Below are 17,197 nucleotides of genomic sequence, written 5' to 3'. Positions count from 1 at the left end.
CGGTGCCGCCTGCGGCAGTGCAGGCGTTGCCGCAGGGTGACAACAGCGTTACCGTCAGCGGCGCGGATGTGGCCGGCAACCCGGCGCAGGCTAATTATCCGTTTACCGTCGATACCGCCGGTCCGATTCTGTTTGACGTCGAGGCAGGCGTTGGCGCCGATGGCATTCTTAATCAGCTGGAGGCGCTGGCGGGCATTAATATCGTCGGTCTCAGCGCGCCAGGCCAGCAGGTGACGGTCACACTGAATGGCCGCACTTATAACGGTATCGCCGACGGCGACGGCGGCTTGCGTACCGATCCCCAGCGGGGATCTGCAGCAGCTAAGCGATGGCACGGCAACCATTGTGGTCTCGGTCACCGATGCGAACGGCAACGTCAACAGCGACAGCGTGGAGATCACAGTTGCGCTCAACACCTTGCCAGCGCTGACGTTGAACGCGCCGTTCGGCGACGGCGTCATTAGCGCCGCCGAGGCCGCCGTGGAGCAAACGCTCAGCGGCAGCGCAACCAACCTGGCCGAAGGCACGGCGATAAGGGTGACGGTTGGTTCGCTGATTCTGAACACCACAGTGGATGCGGACGGCAACTGGCAGGTTACCGTACCGGCCGATGCGCTGAACGCGCTGCCGGACGGTACGGCGCAGATTGTCGTGAGCGCCAGCGATCCGGCAGGCAACCCGGCCAGCGTGCAGGGCAGCGTCGAGCTGGTAATCGCGACCCAGCCGGAAGCAGCGGTCAATACGCCATTTACTGACGCTGCGTTGAATGCGGTGGAGGCGGGTACAGAGCAGGTGCTGAGCGGCACCACCGGCATTGTTGGCGAGGGCCAGACTGTCAGCGTCGTGATTAGCGGTTTGAATAACGAGCAGCCGCTGACGGCGGACGTGGGCGCGAATGGCAACTGGTCGCTGGCACTGACGCCGCAGCAGCTCGCCAGCCTGAATGACGGGACGCATACCGTCACCGTGACCGTCACCGATCGCGCAGGCAACAGCGACACGGCTTCGACAGATTTCACCGTCATCGTGAACGATCTGCCGGAAGCAACGCTGAATACGCCATTTGGTAATGGCTCTCTGAACGCGACGGAAGCGGCTAACGGCGCTACTTTAAGCGGTAATACTGGCATCGTTGGCGAGCAAACCGTGACGGTCACCATCAACGGCAGCGCTTATCCGGTTACCACCGACGGCGAAGGCGGTTGGACGGTTACCTTAACGCCGGAACAGCTGCAGTCGCTGCCGGACGGTACGCTGCCGATCACCGTCACCGTAACCGACGCGGCAGGCAACACTGCTACCGATAGCGACACGGTACAGGTTATCGTCAATACCCTGCCTGCGGCGACGCTGGATCTGCCGTTCGGCAACGGCGCGCTGAATGCAGCGGAGGCGGACGTTACGCAAACCCTGAGCGGTAAAACCGGCATTACTGGCGCAGGCCAGACGGTCAACGTGGTTATTAGCGGACTGAACGGCGACCGGCCGATCGCTGCCAACGTAGATGGCGCGGGCAACTGGTCGTTGAACCTGACGCCGGAACAGATGGATACGCTTGGCAACGGCACCCATACCATTACGGTGACCGCCAGCGATGCAGCAGGCAACGTCAGCACCACCGCACCGCTGGAGGTGATTACCGCCGTAACCGCACCGGAACCGGTGGTGAATACGCCGTTTGGCGATGGCGTGCTGAATATTAATGAAGCCTCCGGCACGCTGACGCTGAGCGGCAACACTGGCACCACCGGTAATAATCAGGATGTGCAGTTAAGCATCGACGTGGGCGGCGCGGTGTATACCGGCACGGTTGATGAAAACGGCGACTGGACGGTGAACTTGCCTGACGGCGCGCTAAGCGGCCTCGGCGACGGCACACATAACATTGTGGTGACGGTAGTGGACAGCGCGGGCAACGTAGTTGAACGCACCGAGAGCTTTACCACGGCGTTAACGCCGCCTGCGCCGACCATCGATCCGGCCTTCGGCGACAGCCTGCTGAACAGCAGCGATGCCGCAGCGGGCGCGACCTTAACCGGCACCGCCGGTGGCGCGGCCGCCATCAGCGTCACTCTCGGCGGCACGGCTTATCCGGCTACCGTCAACGCTGACGGCAGCTGGACACTGGCAGTGCCGACGGGCGTGCTTACCGCGCTGCCGCAGGGCAATAACAGCCTGACCGTGACCGCTACCGATGCCAACGGCAACAGCGCCAGCGTCAGCGAACAGTTCACCGTCAATACCAGCGTGCCGACCATCGCCATTAATGATTTTACCGGCGACAACGCGCTGACCTATGCGGAAAGTATTGTGTCGCAGACCCTGAGCGGCACCAGTACCGGCGCGGAAACCGGCTCGCTGGTTACCGTCACCATCGGCACCAGCCAGCTTAGCGGTATTGTCGCCGCTGACAGCAGCTGGAGCGTTAACGTGCCGCCGGAAGCGCTGGCGCAGCTTAGCGCGCCCAGTGGCGCCATTGCGGTGACCATTACCGATCCGGCAGGCAACAGCGCCAACGCCAGCGCCACGGTCAGCGTCGATCTGACGCCGCCGGCTGGCCCGCTGCTGACGCTGGCGTCGGTAACTGGCGACAATATTATTAACGCAGACGAAGGCACGCCGACCTTTAGCGGCAGCTTTGCTAACTTTGGCGCCGCGGGCGGCACCGTCACGCTGTTGGTGAACGGCACGCCGGTCGGCACCACCACAGTGACCAGCGCCGACGGCAGTTGGAGCATTACGCCAGCCGCCGGCGCTTTCCCCAGCGATGGCAGCTATACCGTCTCCGTCACCGCCGCCAGCGCGGCGGGCAATATCTCCACCAACTCGACGGTGATTGTCGATCGCACGTCGCCGACGCTGACAATTAATGAATTTACCGGCGACGGCTTCCTTAACAGCAGCGAGATTGCCAACTCGCAGCCCATCAGCGGCACCGCCTCGGCTTCTGAAGTCGGTCGGACGGTGACAGTCACGCTGAACGGCAATAGCTATAACGCCATTGTGCAGTCCGACGGCAGCTGGCGTACCAACGTGCCCGCCGCCGATCTGCAGACGCTAAACAGCGGCACCAGCACCATTACCGCCACCCTGAGCGATGCGGCAGGCAACACCGCCACGACGACCAGCACGGTAACGCTGGATACCGCCGCGCCGCTGCTGGAAGTGGATGCGCTGTTAGGCAATAACATTCTTAACGCCGCCGATATTCTGACCACTCAGGTGCTGACCGGCCGGGCCAGCGGCGCGGAAGGACAAACCGTCGGCATCTACCTTGGCGACGGCAGCCCTATCGCCACCGCCGTAGTGGACGAGAATGGCACCTTCAGCATCGATTTGACGCCGGAGGTGTTGGGCAGCCTGGCGGAAGGGGCGCTGGTGTTAGGTGTGCGCGTCGGCGATGAGGCGGGCAACCAGACCAACGCCACGCTGACCGTGAATAAAGTGGTGAACCAGGCGCTGAATCTGGTGGTGGATTCGGTCTTTGGCGACGGTTTCCTTAACGCTGCGGATACCGCCGTCGGTCAAACCATCAGCGGTATCGCCAGCTCGGCAGGTATCGGCGCGACCGTGGCCCTGACGCTGGGCGGAACGACGCTGACTGCCGCCGTCGGGCAGGATGGTAAATGGGCAATCGTGGTGCCGCCGAGCGTGCTGGAGCTGTTGCAGGATGGCAATATCGATCTCAACCTGACGCTGACCGACGCCGCGGGCAACCAGCGCACCGCGAGCGAAACCGTAACGGCCATCGTGGATAACGTGCCGGTTATCGGCAATCTTAGCGGACTGTTCGGCGGCGACAACCTGCTGAACATCAGCGATCTGGCCCAGAACCAGACCATCGGCGGGGTGCTGAACGCGGCGACCGGCTCAACGGTCACCGTCACGCTCGGCAGCCAGAGCTACCAGACGCAGGTGACCGCTGGCGGTAACTGGGGCCTTACCATTCCGGCGGCGGATCTGGGGAATTTGCTCGACGGCACGCTGGAGCTGGGGGTAACGGTGGTTGACCCGGCGGGCAACACCGCCTCGCAGTCAGTCAATGTGGGTATTTTCGGCACCGCGCCGGTGATTAGCCTCAATCCGATTTTCGGCAATGGTTTCCTTGATGCCGCCGATCTGCTGACTAACCAGACCATCAGCGGCGTGGTACAGAATGTCGCCGCCGGCTCAACGGTAAATATCAACCTGGGAAGTACCACGGTGACCGCCGTGGTTGGCAATAACGGCGTGTTCAGCGCCACCGTCGCGCCCGATATTTTGAGAACGCTGACCGAAGGCGACCTTACCGTTGGTGCCAGCGTGACCGATGCGGCGGGCAATACCAGCCAGGTTAACGCCGGGCTGGTGGTGGATATTACGCCACCGACGCTGAACATTAATCCGCTGTTTGGCGACGCTCTGCTGAATGCGGCGGATGCGCTGTTGACGCAAACCATCAGCGGCACCGTCGGCAATGTCGAGCCGGGCGCCAGGGTAACTATCGCCATCGGCGGCCAGACGCTGGCGACAACCGCTAACGCGAACGGCACCTTCAGCGTGGCGCTGACGCCAGCGCTGCTACAGGGGCTGGCGGACGGCAACCTGACGGCCACCGTCACAGTTACCGACAGCGCAGGCAACAGCACCAGCGCCACGGCGGGCGCGCTGGTCGGCATTCATAATCTGCCGGTCATTACGCTCGATCCGCTGTTTGGCAATGGCATTCTGAATATCGCTGAATCGCTGATTACGCAGAACATCACCGGCACCGTGGCGAACGCGGCAGCGGGCAGCCAGGTACGGATTAATCTTGGCAACACGGTGGTGAGCGCCACGGTTGGCAGTGATGGACGCTTTAGCGCGGCGGTCGCCCCCGATATTCTTGGTACGCTGTTGAACGGCAATCTCACCGTGGGCGTGTCGGTAACCGATCCGGTAGGCAACGTTGCCAGCGTCAGCACCGGCGTACAGGTGGGCATCAAAAATCCGCCGTCATTAACCCTGAATACGGTATTCGGCGACGGCGTGCTGAGCGCGGCGGATCTCAACACCACACAGGTGATTAGCGGTAGCAGCAGCAACCTTGGCAGCGGCAGCAGCGTGGTGGTTTCGCTCAACGGACGCAGCTATACCACTACCGTCGGCAGCAACGGCAGCTGGACGCTGAGCGTGCCGAGGGCCGATCTGGCGGCGCTCAGTGACGGCACGCAGACGGTCAGCGTGCGCGCCACCGATGCCTATGGCAACGTCGCCAATGCCTCCGGCAACGTGAGCGTGATTTCCCATACGCCGCCGACCTTAACCATCGGCTCCATCTTCGGCGATGGTTTGCTTAACGCAGCCGATGCGCTGACGGCGCAGACCATTACCGGGACATCAACCAATGCGGAAGGCTCGACCGTCACCGTGACCCTGGCGGGCAACCGCTATACCGGCACCGTAGGCGCGAACGGCGCATGGAGCATCGCCGTACCGTCCGCCAGCCTGCTGGCCATTGCCGACGGTTCGCAGACGGTGAACGTCAGCGTGACCAACAGCGCCGGCACCAGCGGCAGCGCCAGCGGCACGGTGCAGGTGGGCACCCATACGCTGCCGACCGTCACCTTAAACAGCTTCTTTGGCGGTGACGGCTATCTCAACCTGGCGGAGGCGAACGCTACAGGAACCATCAGCGGCAGCGCGACTAACGCCGCTGGCCGTACGGTAACCGTCAGCGTGGCGGGCACTCAGTTCACCACCACGGTCGGCAGCAACGGAAGCTGGAGCGTCAGTGTGCCGTCAGGCACGCTGCGCAATATTTCTGACGGCGGACATTCGGTTAACGTGTCGGTCAGCGATGCGGTCGGCAATACCGCTTCCACCAGCGGTAGCTTTAACGCGATTACCCATAACTTGCCGGCGATCGGCGTCGATCCGGTACTCAGCCTGGTGAGCGTACTGCTTACCGGACTGACGATCACCGGCGGCACGCTGAACCTGCGGCAGGGCACTACGGTAAACGTTACGCTAAACGGCACCACGCTGCAAACCACCACCGATGCGCTGGGACGCTATAGCGTGAAATTCAGCGGTGGACTGCTAACGGCGCTAAACCTGAACTCGCTGGTAACGGTCAGGGCGGTGGATGCGGCGGGCAACCCGGCGTCCACCACCACCACGCTACTGCTGGGATCGCTGCTGCCGGTGGCGTCCACTACCGAAGTGGCGGCGATGTCGCTGATGGCGGTCACGGCAGACGATGCGCTGGCGGCGTCCGATCAAAGCCAGCATACCAGCGCCACGACCAGCACCACAGAGCAGACTGGCACACTGGTCACCGCCAGTAAGGTGGTGGATTCCACGCTGACTACCGAGGCGGATACCACTACTTCTGCCAGCGGCGCCGTGGTCAGCGGTGAGGAGACCACCGCTGCCGCGCCTGGTGCCGTGGCGGACGACGCGGAAACCTTTACCATCGGCGGGGTGACTATCCTGCTGGCCGACGGTACGCAGCAGCAGGGCGAGGAGGTGACCGGCAGCAGCGGCAGCGATACGGTAACGGTCAATGATTTGAACTTTACCCATATCGACGGCGGCGCCGGCACCGATACGCTGGTGCTGAATGGTGAACATATGGAACTTGATCTCACCGCGCTGGGGCTGAAGGTGGAGCATATTGAAATCCTTAACCTGGGGCTGTCAGGCACTAACAGCGTGAAGCTGGATCTGGATGAGGCGTTGAATATCACCGACAGGCCGGAGGACGATCTGCTGATTAAAGGTGCCGACGGCAACCGCGTCACGTTGGCGAACACCAGCGATGGCGTATGGAGTAACAGCGGTGAGCGTGAAATAGATGGACAGCTGTACGATGTCTATCACAACTCAGCGCTGGCCTCGAACGATACGCTGGGCGATGTGCTGGTGCAGCATAACCTGCAGGTACAGGTGGTGTAACGCCAGGAAAGTGCGTTAAACGGGGCGCCATGCGCCCCGTTTTTTTAGGCAGAAGGGCGTTCGCTCCAGGCGTCAGTATACTGGATATTTCCATCAACGATGCGCCAGGTAATTTTTTCATACTGAATACTGACGCTCTCAACATGGTTTATTTTGTCATTGCCCGCTAATTTAACGTTAGGCACACCACAATTAACGCCAGTAATTTTCACGTTTTCCATAAACACTATGTAGTAGCAAACTTCCTGCCCGGCGTTATTAATATGGTAAAAATGAATCTCCGCACTTTTTAGCGTCTGGCCCGTGGCCGCAGCTTTATATAAATAGGGCGTAGAGCTATCAACGTCCTTTTCAATCATCATAGATGAGTGCTGGCGTGTACCGGTAATTTTCCCGTTGGTACTGTCTACCGGGAGGTGATGCCGTGACTAAGCCCCAGGATTTCTATGCTTCCTTCGCGGTCTTGTACATCGACAGAACCCTTAATATCTGCGCCGCCATCATCTTTAAGCCACATATACGGAGGGATAGGCATGTTATGCGTTCCTTATTTTTCTGATTAACTTCATTGTTAAGATGTAAAACGTGACGATAATAACCAGTATCGTAAACCAGTCTATGTATGAATAAGCTTCATACATAGATTCTGCATTTTCATTATTGTTAATGAATAACGCAAATTTTCTGGCGGCATCGTAATTAATATAGGATTCAGGCGGCGGCAATATATGTCCGACAAAGAATAACAAAACAGTAAAGTAGATAACTTTACTGGTTCTACGGACAGCTGTTTTTATAGCCACCAGCTACTACCTCCACCCAGCCGCGAGCCATAAGTGTCCGTTTACAGGGAACCTGCATAAGCGATGTATTTATAAGCGCATTACGGATCGAGGCAAAATCAGAATTATGGGCGATGGTTATGCACCCTTTAGAAATAGTGCCGGGGTGCAGTCTAAAATTTCCCCTTCTTACACCTTCAATCCACGTGTAATCATCAATTCCCCAGTCATCACGCCAGAGTGCAAACCAATCGGTTCTACCAAACTCATGCCGCCCAATGATTCGGTTAATTTCGTCGTGGATTTCTTCCTTCTTTTGAGAGAACCAATTACTTTCTTTACGATCAATAATCCAGTATTTACCTGGGGGGATGGGGCCTGTGTTTGGAACAGCCCCACAATTTGCATTGTTCCGGTAGGCGCTCAACCCCGAATGCGCCATAAATACGCCAACGCCGTACAGATTGAACGGAGCGTAATCAGCGCCATTCAAAATCATTCTTCCATGTAATGCCACAGCGGTTCCTTATTTTGCTGGTACTAATGTGATGTCCCACAAATCAGAGGGTTTTTTAACGCGCTTAAAGCTATCAAGATTTGATAGTGGGGGATCGGAAAGCCGTCACAAATACCACTAAACATTAAACCTTCTTTGCCAGTCAGGTAGCGTCGTTGACTGGCTGATTTATTCGTTAACTCACTGGCAATGCTGTTTTGAAGCAACTTTTCGCCAGACCATAAAAAATCCATAACTGGCCTGACCAGGTTAAATCCTAAAAGTACCGACATTTAACCAGAGATATCCGGCACGATCGAAAGCGGCAACGGACGTTCACAGCGCAGCCGGATGTATAAAAACAGCCTGCATTTTTTCAGGGATTTAGCGTCGCTTAAGCAAAACCAGATAGAAACCCGTCTGAGCTTTCCTGGTACCATCCATTAATTTTATTAATCGATATGATTAGCCGACAGAGATGCTACGGCCGTCTCTTTTCTTTATATCTGTTCGCGCATTTCGCTAACTAGCGATTTTTAGTTAACCTTTTTATTCCTTGTTATTGGGCTGACTTAGCTCTGGTGCGCACCAGATCCCGTTTTCGGGTAATGAAAGGATAAATAATGTTATGCAGACCATCCCGGATTTTTCCGCAGGATGCGTTTACTAACGACTTTTTTCAACGGGTGCCACAGGAGTGTTTTATGGCCAACACCACGAACCAGCAACGGCTTGCCGCTGCCCTCCCTTTTTCTGAAACGACGCTGCTGACCAGTCTGGCGTCTGCCGCCGACGCTGAAGCGGTTGCCGTTCCGTCTGTCGCCGTCACTGAACCGTCGATGGCAGCCGTTGCCGGAGAGAGCAGCCTGTTGGCCGCCGCGGCGGCGGACACCACCATCAGCATCAATCCGATCTCCATTGATAACAACATCGGCTATTACGAACACGGCAACGCTACGGTGATTTCCGGCTACGTCAACGCGGGCAATCCGGGCGATACCGTCACCGTTACGCTGCATGGCAAAAGCTACAGCGGCACGCTGGGCAATGACGCGGTGTGGTATGTCACCGTGCCGGAAAGCGACATCGCGCAAATTCCTAACGGCAAAGTGGCGGTCAGCGCCAGCTATACCGACAGCACGGGCGTGCTGCATCAGGCCGGTAGCCAGATTAGCCTGCTGGCGGGCGCGCAAACCACCTCGGTGCCGACGCTCTATCTGAATAAAGTAACCGGCGACGATGTGTTAAGCGCGGTCGAGCGCGGCGGCGATCTGTTGATTTCCGGCTGGGGTCGCAATATCGGCGCAGGTTATGAAGTTATCGTTACGCTGAATGGTCATCAGTATCACGCCACCACCACCCAGGACAGCCGCTGGGTGATTACCGTTCCGCAGGCGGACGTGCAGGCGCTGCCGGACGGCAATATTACGCTGCTCGCTTCGCTGGGCCATGAAACGCGCGTGGCGGAAATAGCGAAAACCCTGACGCTGAATAACGACGGCGCGGGCCGCGTCACGCCAACGCTGAGCATCGATACGGTTTCCGTCGATGACACCATCAGTAGCTATGAAATCGGCGCGACTACCTTTATTACCGGCCACGCCAGCGACATCCCGGCGGGCAGCCGTGTCAAGCTGACCATCAGCGACAAAGTTTTTTATGGCGATGTCACCAACGACGGTGTCTGGAGTGTGAAGGTCGGTCAGCTCTATAACGCGAAGAATGCCGATACCACCCATGCGGTGGTGAGCTGGAAAGACAGCGCGGGCAATGAAACGGCGGCCAGTCGCGAAATTCATCTGGAGCCCTCCAGCTATCCTTACAAATATCCGATGGCTTTCCAGATCGATACCATCAGCGTTGATGGCAAGATTGACGGTCAGGAAGCGCAAAACGATCTGATTATTACCGGATCTAATTTTTCCGGGGAAAACCTCGGTTTCGGCGAAACGGTTTACGTCACGCTAAACGGCAAAACCTATACTGGCGTGGTGGAGGGCGGCGACTATAACAACCACTGGCAAATTACCGTGCCCGCCAGCGATGTGCAGGCGCTGCCGCCGGGCAGCTATACGGTGATCGCCTCGATCAATGCCACCTTATACACCGGTCAGCAGGTTAACAGCACCCAGACGAAAGTGGTGACCGTAATCGATCCCGATCTGGTGTTTAATCCCATCTCCGGAAATAACGCTGTTAGCGGCAGCGAACATGGTAACGATACGATCATTTCCGGCTATGCCTTTGAGGGGATGCTGGGTGATACGGTGCTGGTAACGCTGAACGGCAAAACCTACAGCGGCAAGTTGGGCAGCGATTCAATGTGGTATGTCACCGTGCCGGAAAGCGATATCGGTGCGATTCCTGATGGCAAAGTTAGCGTTGTCGCCGGGCATATCGATACCAACGGCGTTGAACATCAGGTTAATACGCAATTTACGCTGGTTAACTCCACCAGCCGTTTGCCCAGCCTGTTTATGAATAAAGTCACCGGCGACGATGTGCTGAGCGCGGTCGAGCGCGGCGGCGATCTGGTTGTTTCCGGCTGGGGACGCTTTATCGGTGCAGGCTACGAGGTACAGGTCACGCTGAATGGCCATACCTATAGCACGAAAACCACCAGCGAAAGCCGCTGGGTACTGACTATACCCAAAGAGGATGTGCAGGCGCTGCCGAACGAAGGCCATGTCACGCTGCTGGCCTCGCTGGTGACGCAGCAGGGCGTAAATCAGGTAGCGAAAACGCTGACCATTAGCCCCAACGGCGAAGGGAGGGAAACGCCGGTATTAACCATGGATCCGCTGTATGGCGACGATCAGGGCGATTACTATGAGATCGAAGCCAATCAGTATGCGACCGGCCGTGTAGAAAATATTCCTGCCGGCAGCACCGTCAAACTGCTGATCGGCGATAAACATTTTAGCGGCACGGTTACCAGCGATGGCATCTGGAGTGTCTTTATTAAAGACGTTTTTAACCTGCAAAACGGCGACACCACCCATGCCACCGTCACTTTTCAGGATGCGGAGGGCAATCAGTTTTCCGCCAGCCGTCCGATCTCGCTGGACGTCGGTTTTCCTTATAACTACCCGATCACTTACACCATCGATACCGTCAGCGGCGATAATCATCTGAGCGGCGATGAAAAACATCAGGATTTGGTGATCGGTTCATCACTGTGGGGAGAAGGGCCGCTGGTGGGATCGACCGTCGAGGTACAGCTGAACGGAAAAACCTATAATACTACCGTGATCGGGGACGACTGGCCTTACGCACACTGGCAGTTAACGGTACCGGCCAGCGATGTCGCGACGCTGACCCCCGGCAGCTATACCCTTATCTCTACCATGACCACCCTTTTTGACAACTCAGGAAGCGGGAAGCCGACGCCGGCACGTAACATCCAGACCAAAATCATCACCGTTGACGATGATGGCGTGACCACCCTGAGCGATAGCCATGCGGCAACGGTTCAGGAGAGTTCCGTCCATACGTTCGCCGCCGAAACGGCAACGGTCAGCGAGCAGGCGTCCGAATCTCATCATGCTGCAAGCGCGCCTGAAGCGCAGCAGACGGCGTTCGATGCGTCGGCGCTGGGATTAAGCAGTAACGACCAGCCTTCCGTTAGTGCGCTGATTGCCCATCTGACCGACAGCGCGACGGAGCAGGGCGCAACGGCGAAGTCAGCGGTCGGTGCAGATGCCCCGACTGTTGATGTCGGCTCGCCCGCCAGTACCAATGCCCTGACCAACGAGGCAAGCGGCGGTACAGAGAGCGTGGCGCCTGCTACCGCGACCGATGCCGATGTTTCGCTGCCCGCCGCGCCGGCAGATATGTGGCAAAACCTCTCTGCAGGTTCGCTGGTTGAGATGCAGCACGCTGATGCCGTTTATCCTGCAGCAACGGAAACGACGCTGGCCGATGCGCTACAACAACAGCATTTACAGCAGGTAGTTTAGGTTCGCGAATCTTAAGATTTCACCTGATTAATAAAGTGGTTTTATTAATGTTTACGGCGACAGGATGTCGCCGTTTTGCCGTTGCTTAACGCTTTTTTAGCGCTTTAATACGGTTATTTACTTGAAAGTGTAAAAATTAAGACAGAAAAAATGTGATGTTAGATTAATAAAGTGAATGGAACTCTGTAATAATTCATGGTGTTATCTTACACAGAATTAATACAGTAACGGTCGGCAGCCGGCATCAGCCCCGTTTGTATGGATAAAAGAAGGCCAACATTACTGCATGCGTAAACTCCTTGTTTCCTTTTGCCTGAGTTCCCTCTGCTGTGCCGTCAGTTCTCCCGTCTGGGCGGCGTCAGAGCCGAAAGCCGAATTTAACTGGCGCGCCGCGCCAACTGAGGAGCAGATCGCTACCCTGACGCTGCGCGATGCGATCCTGCGCGCCTTTGCCCGTAACCCGCAAATTGCCCAGGCCGCCGCACAGATTAATGTTGGCGAGGCGGAGCTGGACGCAGCGAAAAGCGCCTGGTATCCGCAAATCTCATTGCAGGGCACCGGCGGCCGATCGCACCAGACCGACTCCTCCGGCAGCCTGAATAATACCGCTTCCGCTGGCGTGACCCTGAGCCAGCTGCTGTATGACTTTGGCCGCACTAACGGGGCGATTGATGAACAGCACGCCCTTTCCGATGCCTACCGCTTTGCGCTGTTTGACACCATGACTACCGTCGCTTCCGACACGCTGAAGGCCTATCTGGAGGTCAAGCGCTATCAGGCGCTGGTGGTGTCGGCGCGCAAAAATATCGCTTCGCTGGAGCATGTGCGTGACATTGCCACGCTGCGCGCTGACGCCGGACTCAACTCACAGTCCGATGTGCTGCAGGCGGGGACGCGGCTGGCGGGTATGCGCGCGACGCTGGAGCAGTACCGCGCCCAACAGCGCTCGGCGCAGGCGCAGCTTACCGTTCTTACCGGCGTTATCTCCGATAACCTGCCGGAACTGCCGGAATCGCTGCTGCAACAGCAGATCACGCTCGATCGCATCGCCTATGAGAAGAGCGCGGCGGTACGCAGCGCGCAGGCAAAGCAGGAGGCGGCGCGTGAACGTATTAATCAGGCGGCCTCCAATCACTGGCCAACCATTAAGGTAGAGGCGGGACGCACCCGCTATGAAAACGATAACCGCTCTTACTGGGACGACGAGCTACAGCTACGGGTTGAGGCGCCGCTCTATCAGGGCGGGCTGGTGAATGCCAAAACCCGCTCGGCCGAGGCGGAGCGCGAGGCGGCGCAGGCGGAGATCCAGCGCGCCAAACTGACGATTAATCAGAACGCCTCTACCGCCTACGCCGATATGATCGGCGCGCAGCAGCGTCAGCAGGCGGGCGAAGCGCAGCTGGAAAGCGCGGAGCATACCCGTTCGGTTTATGCCGATGAATATCGTCTCAGCAAGCGCAGCCTCAACGATCTGCTCAGCGTCGAACAGGATGTGTTCCAGGCGGACAGCATGCGCATTACGGCGCTCTATGACGGCTGGAATGCCACGGTGCGCTATGCCGCCGCGGTGGACAATCTGCTCGATATCATGGGCATCGACCGTGAGAAAAACAGCGGCGAAATGCTGCCTTCACTGAAGTAGGGCGCAGGCAACGACAAATGAATAAGGCAGCGACTATGACCACCCCAACCGATAACTGGATTGCGGCGATGCTGCGGGTAGCCGCCCGCTTCGGCAAGCCAGCCGATGGCAAAACGCTGCGTCAACAGATGCGCTGGTTTGAGCATTTGACGCCGGATCAGCAGCTGGAGCGGTTGGCGGGCCTGCTGGGCCTGCATTTAACCATGACCCCGCGTGATAAGCTGCGCTGGCGCCAGGAGGTGACGCCGGTCATTCTGCTGCTGGAAAACGGCAGCGTGGCGGTCATCGAGGCGATCGACGCCGAAGGGCGCGCACGCTACTGGCTCAGTGAAGGCGGCGACGTGGTGCGCGAAAGCGATCTGCAGGAGTTGCTGGCGCAGAGCCAGCAGCAGGTGGCGGTGCCTGGTGTGGCGGCGCGCGGACGCGATGCGCGTATCGATGAGTTTGTTCAGCCCTACGAACAGCACTGGTTCTGGAAAAACTTTCGCGGCATGGGACGGCGCATCGCCGAGATCTCGCTGGCGTCGGTGGTGAGCAACGTGCTGGCGCTGGCGGGCATTCTGTTCTCTATGCAGATTTACGACCGGGTGATCCCGGCGCAATCGGAGCCAACGCTGTGGGTGCTGTTTGTCGGCGTGCTGATCGCCGCCGCCATTGAATATCTGATCCGCCTGATGCGCACCCAGGTTTCCGATCTGATGGGGAAACGCATCGACCTGAAAGTCTCCTCCATGCTGTTTGCGCGCGCGATGAACATTCGCAACGAGGCGCGGCCCAAATCCACCGGATCCTTTATCTCGCAGCTGCGCGAGATTGATCAGGTACGCGAACTACTGACCTCAACCACCGTCGGCGCGGCGGCGGATCTGCCTTTTATCATTCTGTTTCTGTTTATCATGGGTTTTATCGGCGGCCCGTTGGTGATTATTCCGCTGCTGGCGATCCCGCTGATCGTGATCCCTGGCCTGCTGGTGCAGATCCCGATGGCGCGGCTGGCGAAAGAGGGAATGCGCGAAGGCGCGCTGCGTAACGCGGTGCTGGTAGAGACCATCGAGGGCGTGGAGGATATTAAGGCGCTACAGGCGGAGCCTTATTTTCAGCGCCAGTGGGAGCAGACGCATGAGGTGAGCGCCGCGATCGGCATGAAGCAGCGGCTGTGGGGCGCGCGGCTTACCGGCTGGGCATCCTCGGTGCAGCAGCTTACTTATGCCGGGATGCTGGTATTCGGTACCTACCTGGTGCTGGCGGGCGATATTACCACCGGTACGCTGGTCGCCAGCAGCCTGCTGTCGTCGCGCACCATCGCGCCGCTGATGCAGCTGACCATGATCTTCTCGCGCTGGCAGCACGCCAAAAGCGCCATGAAAGGGCTGGATGAGCTGCTGAAAAAGCCGCTCGATCAGGCGGAAGAGGGTGAAATGGCGCACTGCCCGACGCTGACCGGTCATTACGATCTGCGCAACGTGCAGTACACCTATGACGAAGAAAATGTCAAAAACGTGCTGAATATTGGCCAGTTACAGATCAAGCCGGGCGAGCGCATCGCGCTACTGGGCAAGGTGGGCGCTGGTAAATCGACGTTGCTGAAGCTGCTGGCCGGGCAGGCGAAAGCCTCGCAGGGCAAGGTGATTGTCGATGGCGTGGATATTAATCGCATCGACCCGATTGATTTGCGCCGTCAGCTCGGCTGGCTGTCGCAGGATTCGCGGCTCTTTTTCGGTACGCTGCGGCAAAACCTGATGCTGGGCAATCCGCACGCCAGCGAGCAGGAGATGCTGCAGGCGCTGCGCGTCAGCGGCGCGCTAAGCCTGGTGCAGCAGGATGCCGCCAGCCTGGATCGCATTATTAACGAGGGCGGCCGCGGGCTGTCCGGCGGCCAGCGCCAGATGGTATTAATCAGCCGCATGATCCTGCGTCAGCCGCAGGTGGTGCTGCTGGATGAACCCACCGCCTCAATGGATGAACAGCTGGAGGAGCATGTGATTCGCCAGATGAAAAACTGGCTGACCGGACGCACGCTGGTGCTGGTAACGCACCGTCCGGCGCTGCTGAAGCTGGTGGATCGCATTGTGGTGATGGATAACGGCCGCATCGTCGCCGACGGCCCGCGCGATGAGATCCTGCGCGCCGCTGGCGGCAGCAAGTCCGCGAAAGGAGACGCCGCATGACGCAGGTAACGGTAGATCGTCAGCTGAAAACCCATGAACGTCGCACCTCGTTTATTATCTGGCTGTGCAGCGCGGCGCTGGTGATTTTCCTGGTCTGGGCGCACTTCGCTATTCTCGATGAGGTCACGGTCGGCACCGGTAAGGTCACGCCTTCCAGCCGCGCCCAGGTGATTGAGAGCCTTGACGGCGGCATCGTTAATCAGCTCAACGTGCATGAAGGGGATATTGTCAGCAAAGGGCAAATTCTGGCGCGCCTCGATCCGACGCGCTTTCAGTCCACCTATGGCGAAGCGCAGGCAAAAGCGCGTACGTTGCGCGCCTCGGCGGAGCGGCTGCGCGCCGAGCTGACCGGCGCGCCGCTTGAATTCAGCGCGGAAACCCTGAAAGAGCCGGAGCTGGTGGCACGTGAAACGCAGCTCTATCAGTCGCGGCGGCGCAATTTGCTGGAAACCGTCAGCAATTTACAGCAGTCGCTAAAGCTGGTGCAGGATGAACTGCGCATGACCGCGCCGCTGGTGGCGAAGGGCGCGGCGGGCGAGGTGGAAGTGATCCGCCTGCGTCGTCAGGTCAGCGAGCTGCGCGGCAAAATCGACGAAGCGCGCAATGAATATGCGGTGCGCGCCCGCGAGGAGCAGGTCAAAAATAACGCCGAACTGGATGCGCAACTTCAGGTGCTGACCGGAAAAGAGGATCAGCTGACCCGCGCTACGCTCTATTCACCGGTGCGCGGCATCGTTAAAGATATCCAGGTGACGACGGTGGGCGGCGTGTTACAGCCGGGCGGCAAGCTGATGGAAATCGTGCCGCTGGAAGATCAGTTGCTGATTGAAACGCGCATTAATCCGCGCGACATCGCCTATATTCGGCCCGGCCTGCCGGCGGTGGTGAAGGTCACCGCCTACGACTCCTCAATCTATGGCGATCTGCCGGGCGAAGTGGAAACGGTATCGCCCGATACCATTCAGGATGAGGTGAAGCGCGATCAGTATTACTATCGCGTTTACGTGCGCACGCAGAAGGCGGAGCTGGTTAACCGCGCCGGACGCAAATTCCCGATCGTGCCGGGCATGGTGGCGAATGTGGAAATTAAAACCGGCCAGAAATCGGTGATGGATTACCTGATTAAACCGCTGAATAAGGTGAATGAGGCGATGCGCGAGCGCTGATCCGGCGCGCATTGAATACCAATAAGATTCAGCGGAATTAATGATGCAATATTTTGAGCGGCGTTC

7 protein-coding genes and 1 pseudogene are annotated in these 17,197 nt (G+C 58.4%); 6 read left to right on the top strand and 2 right to left on the bottom strand.

Features of this window, described 5'->3' with window-relative positions; genetic code table 11:
* The first annotated feature begins 2 nt into the window (after positions 1-2).
* Both P3C52_RS03510 and P3C52_RS03505 read left to right on the top strand, forming a co-directional pair.
* Positions 3-464 carry a hypothetical protein gene (locus tag P3C52_RS03510; protein WP_275553826.1) on the top strand — a complete coding sequence of 154 codons (462 nt, stop codon included), beginning with the start codon at positions 3-5 and terminating at the stop codon, positions 462-464.
* Complete coding sequence (locus P3C52_RS03505) at positions 346-6,918, top strand: Ig-like domain-containing protein (RefSeq protein ID WP_275553825.1); 6,573 nt, start codon at positions 346-348, stop codon at positions 6,916-6,918. The genes P3C52_RS03510 and P3C52_RS03505 overlap by 119 nt, the downstream gene beginning before the upstream one ends.
* 44 nt (positions 6,919-6,962) lie before the next feature.
* Here the strand turns inward: P3C52_RS03505 and tssD are convergent.
* A pseudogene (tssD, locus tag P3C52_RS03500) lies at positions 6,963-7,453 on the bottom strand (type VI secretion system tube protein TssD).
* A 242-nt stretch (positions 7,454-7,695) separates the two neighbouring features.
* A complete protein-coding gene (locus P3C52_RS03495; RefSeq protein ID WP_275553824.1) occupies positions 7,696-8,217 on the bottom strand; it encodes a DUF2778 domain-containing protein in 522 nt (173 codons plus the stop codon).
* A gap of 683 nt (positions 8,218-8,900) precedes the next feature.
* Here P3C52_RS03495 and P3C52_RS03490 point away from each other — a divergent pair.
* From P3C52_RS03490 to P3C52_RS03475, 4 genes are all read left to right on the top strand, one after another.
* Positions 8,901-12,155: a hypothetical protein gene (locus P3C52_RS03490; RefSeq protein WP_275553823.1), complete on the top strand. Its 3,255-nt coding sequence runs from the start codon at positions 8,901-8,903 to the stop codon at positions 12,153-12,155.
* Positions 12,156-12,441: 286 nt separating this feature from the next.
* Positions 12,442-13,797 (top strand): TolC family outer membrane protein, encoded by a 1,356-nt coding sequence (locus tag P3C52_RS03485; protein WP_275553822.1) that lies wholly within the window; start codon positions 12,442-12,444, stop codon positions 13,795-13,797.
* A gap of 35 nt (positions 13,798-13,832) precedes the next feature.
* Positions 13,833-15,965 carry a type I secretion system permease/ATPase gene (locus P3C52_RS03480; RefSeq protein ID WP_275553821.1) on the top strand — a complete coding sequence of 711 codons (2,133 nt, stop codon included), beginning with the start codon at positions 13,833-13,835 and terminating at the stop codon, positions 15,963-15,965.
* The gene (locus P3C52_RS03475) at positions 15,962-17,131 is read left to right on the top strand and encodes an HlyD family efflux transporter periplasmic adaptor subunit (RefSeq protein WP_275553820.1); all 1,170 of its coding nucleotides are present in this window, start codon (positions 15,962-15,964) and stop codon (positions 17,129-17,131) included. The genes P3C52_RS03480 and P3C52_RS03475 overlap by 4 nt, the downstream gene beginning before the upstream one ends.
* The last annotated feature ends 66 nt before the right edge of the window (positions 17,132-17,197 follow it).

Origin of the sequence: Mixta sp. Marseille-Q2659, from assembly GCF_940807255.1 — a bacterium.
Classification (GTDB): domain Bacteria; phylum Pseudomonadota; class Gammaproteobacteria; order Enterobacterales; family Enterobacteriaceae; genus Mixta.
Note: the sequence above shows the minus strand (reverse complement) of the source record. Positions and strands in the feature narration are given on the sequence as shown.

What these genes read in the sequence shown, in the direction of transcription:
- P3C52_RS03490 (WP_275553823.1), top strand. Translation starts at nt 8,901, where the DNA reads ATGGCCAACACCACGAACCAGCAACGGCTTGCCGCTGCCCTCCCTTTT.
- P3C52_RS03485 (WP_275553822.1), top strand. Translation starts at nt 12,442, where the DNA reads ATGCGTAAACTCCTTGTTTCCTTTTGCCTGAGTTCCCTCTGCTGTGCC.
- P3C52_RS03480 (WP_275553821.1), top strand. Translation starts at nt 13,833, where the DNA reads ATGACCACCCCAACCGATAACTGGATTGCGGCGATGCTGCGGGTAGCC.
- P3C52_RS03475 (WP_275553820.1), top strand. Translation starts at nt 15,962, where the DNA reads ATGACGCAGGTAACGGTAGATCGTCAGCTGAAAACCCATGAACGTCGC.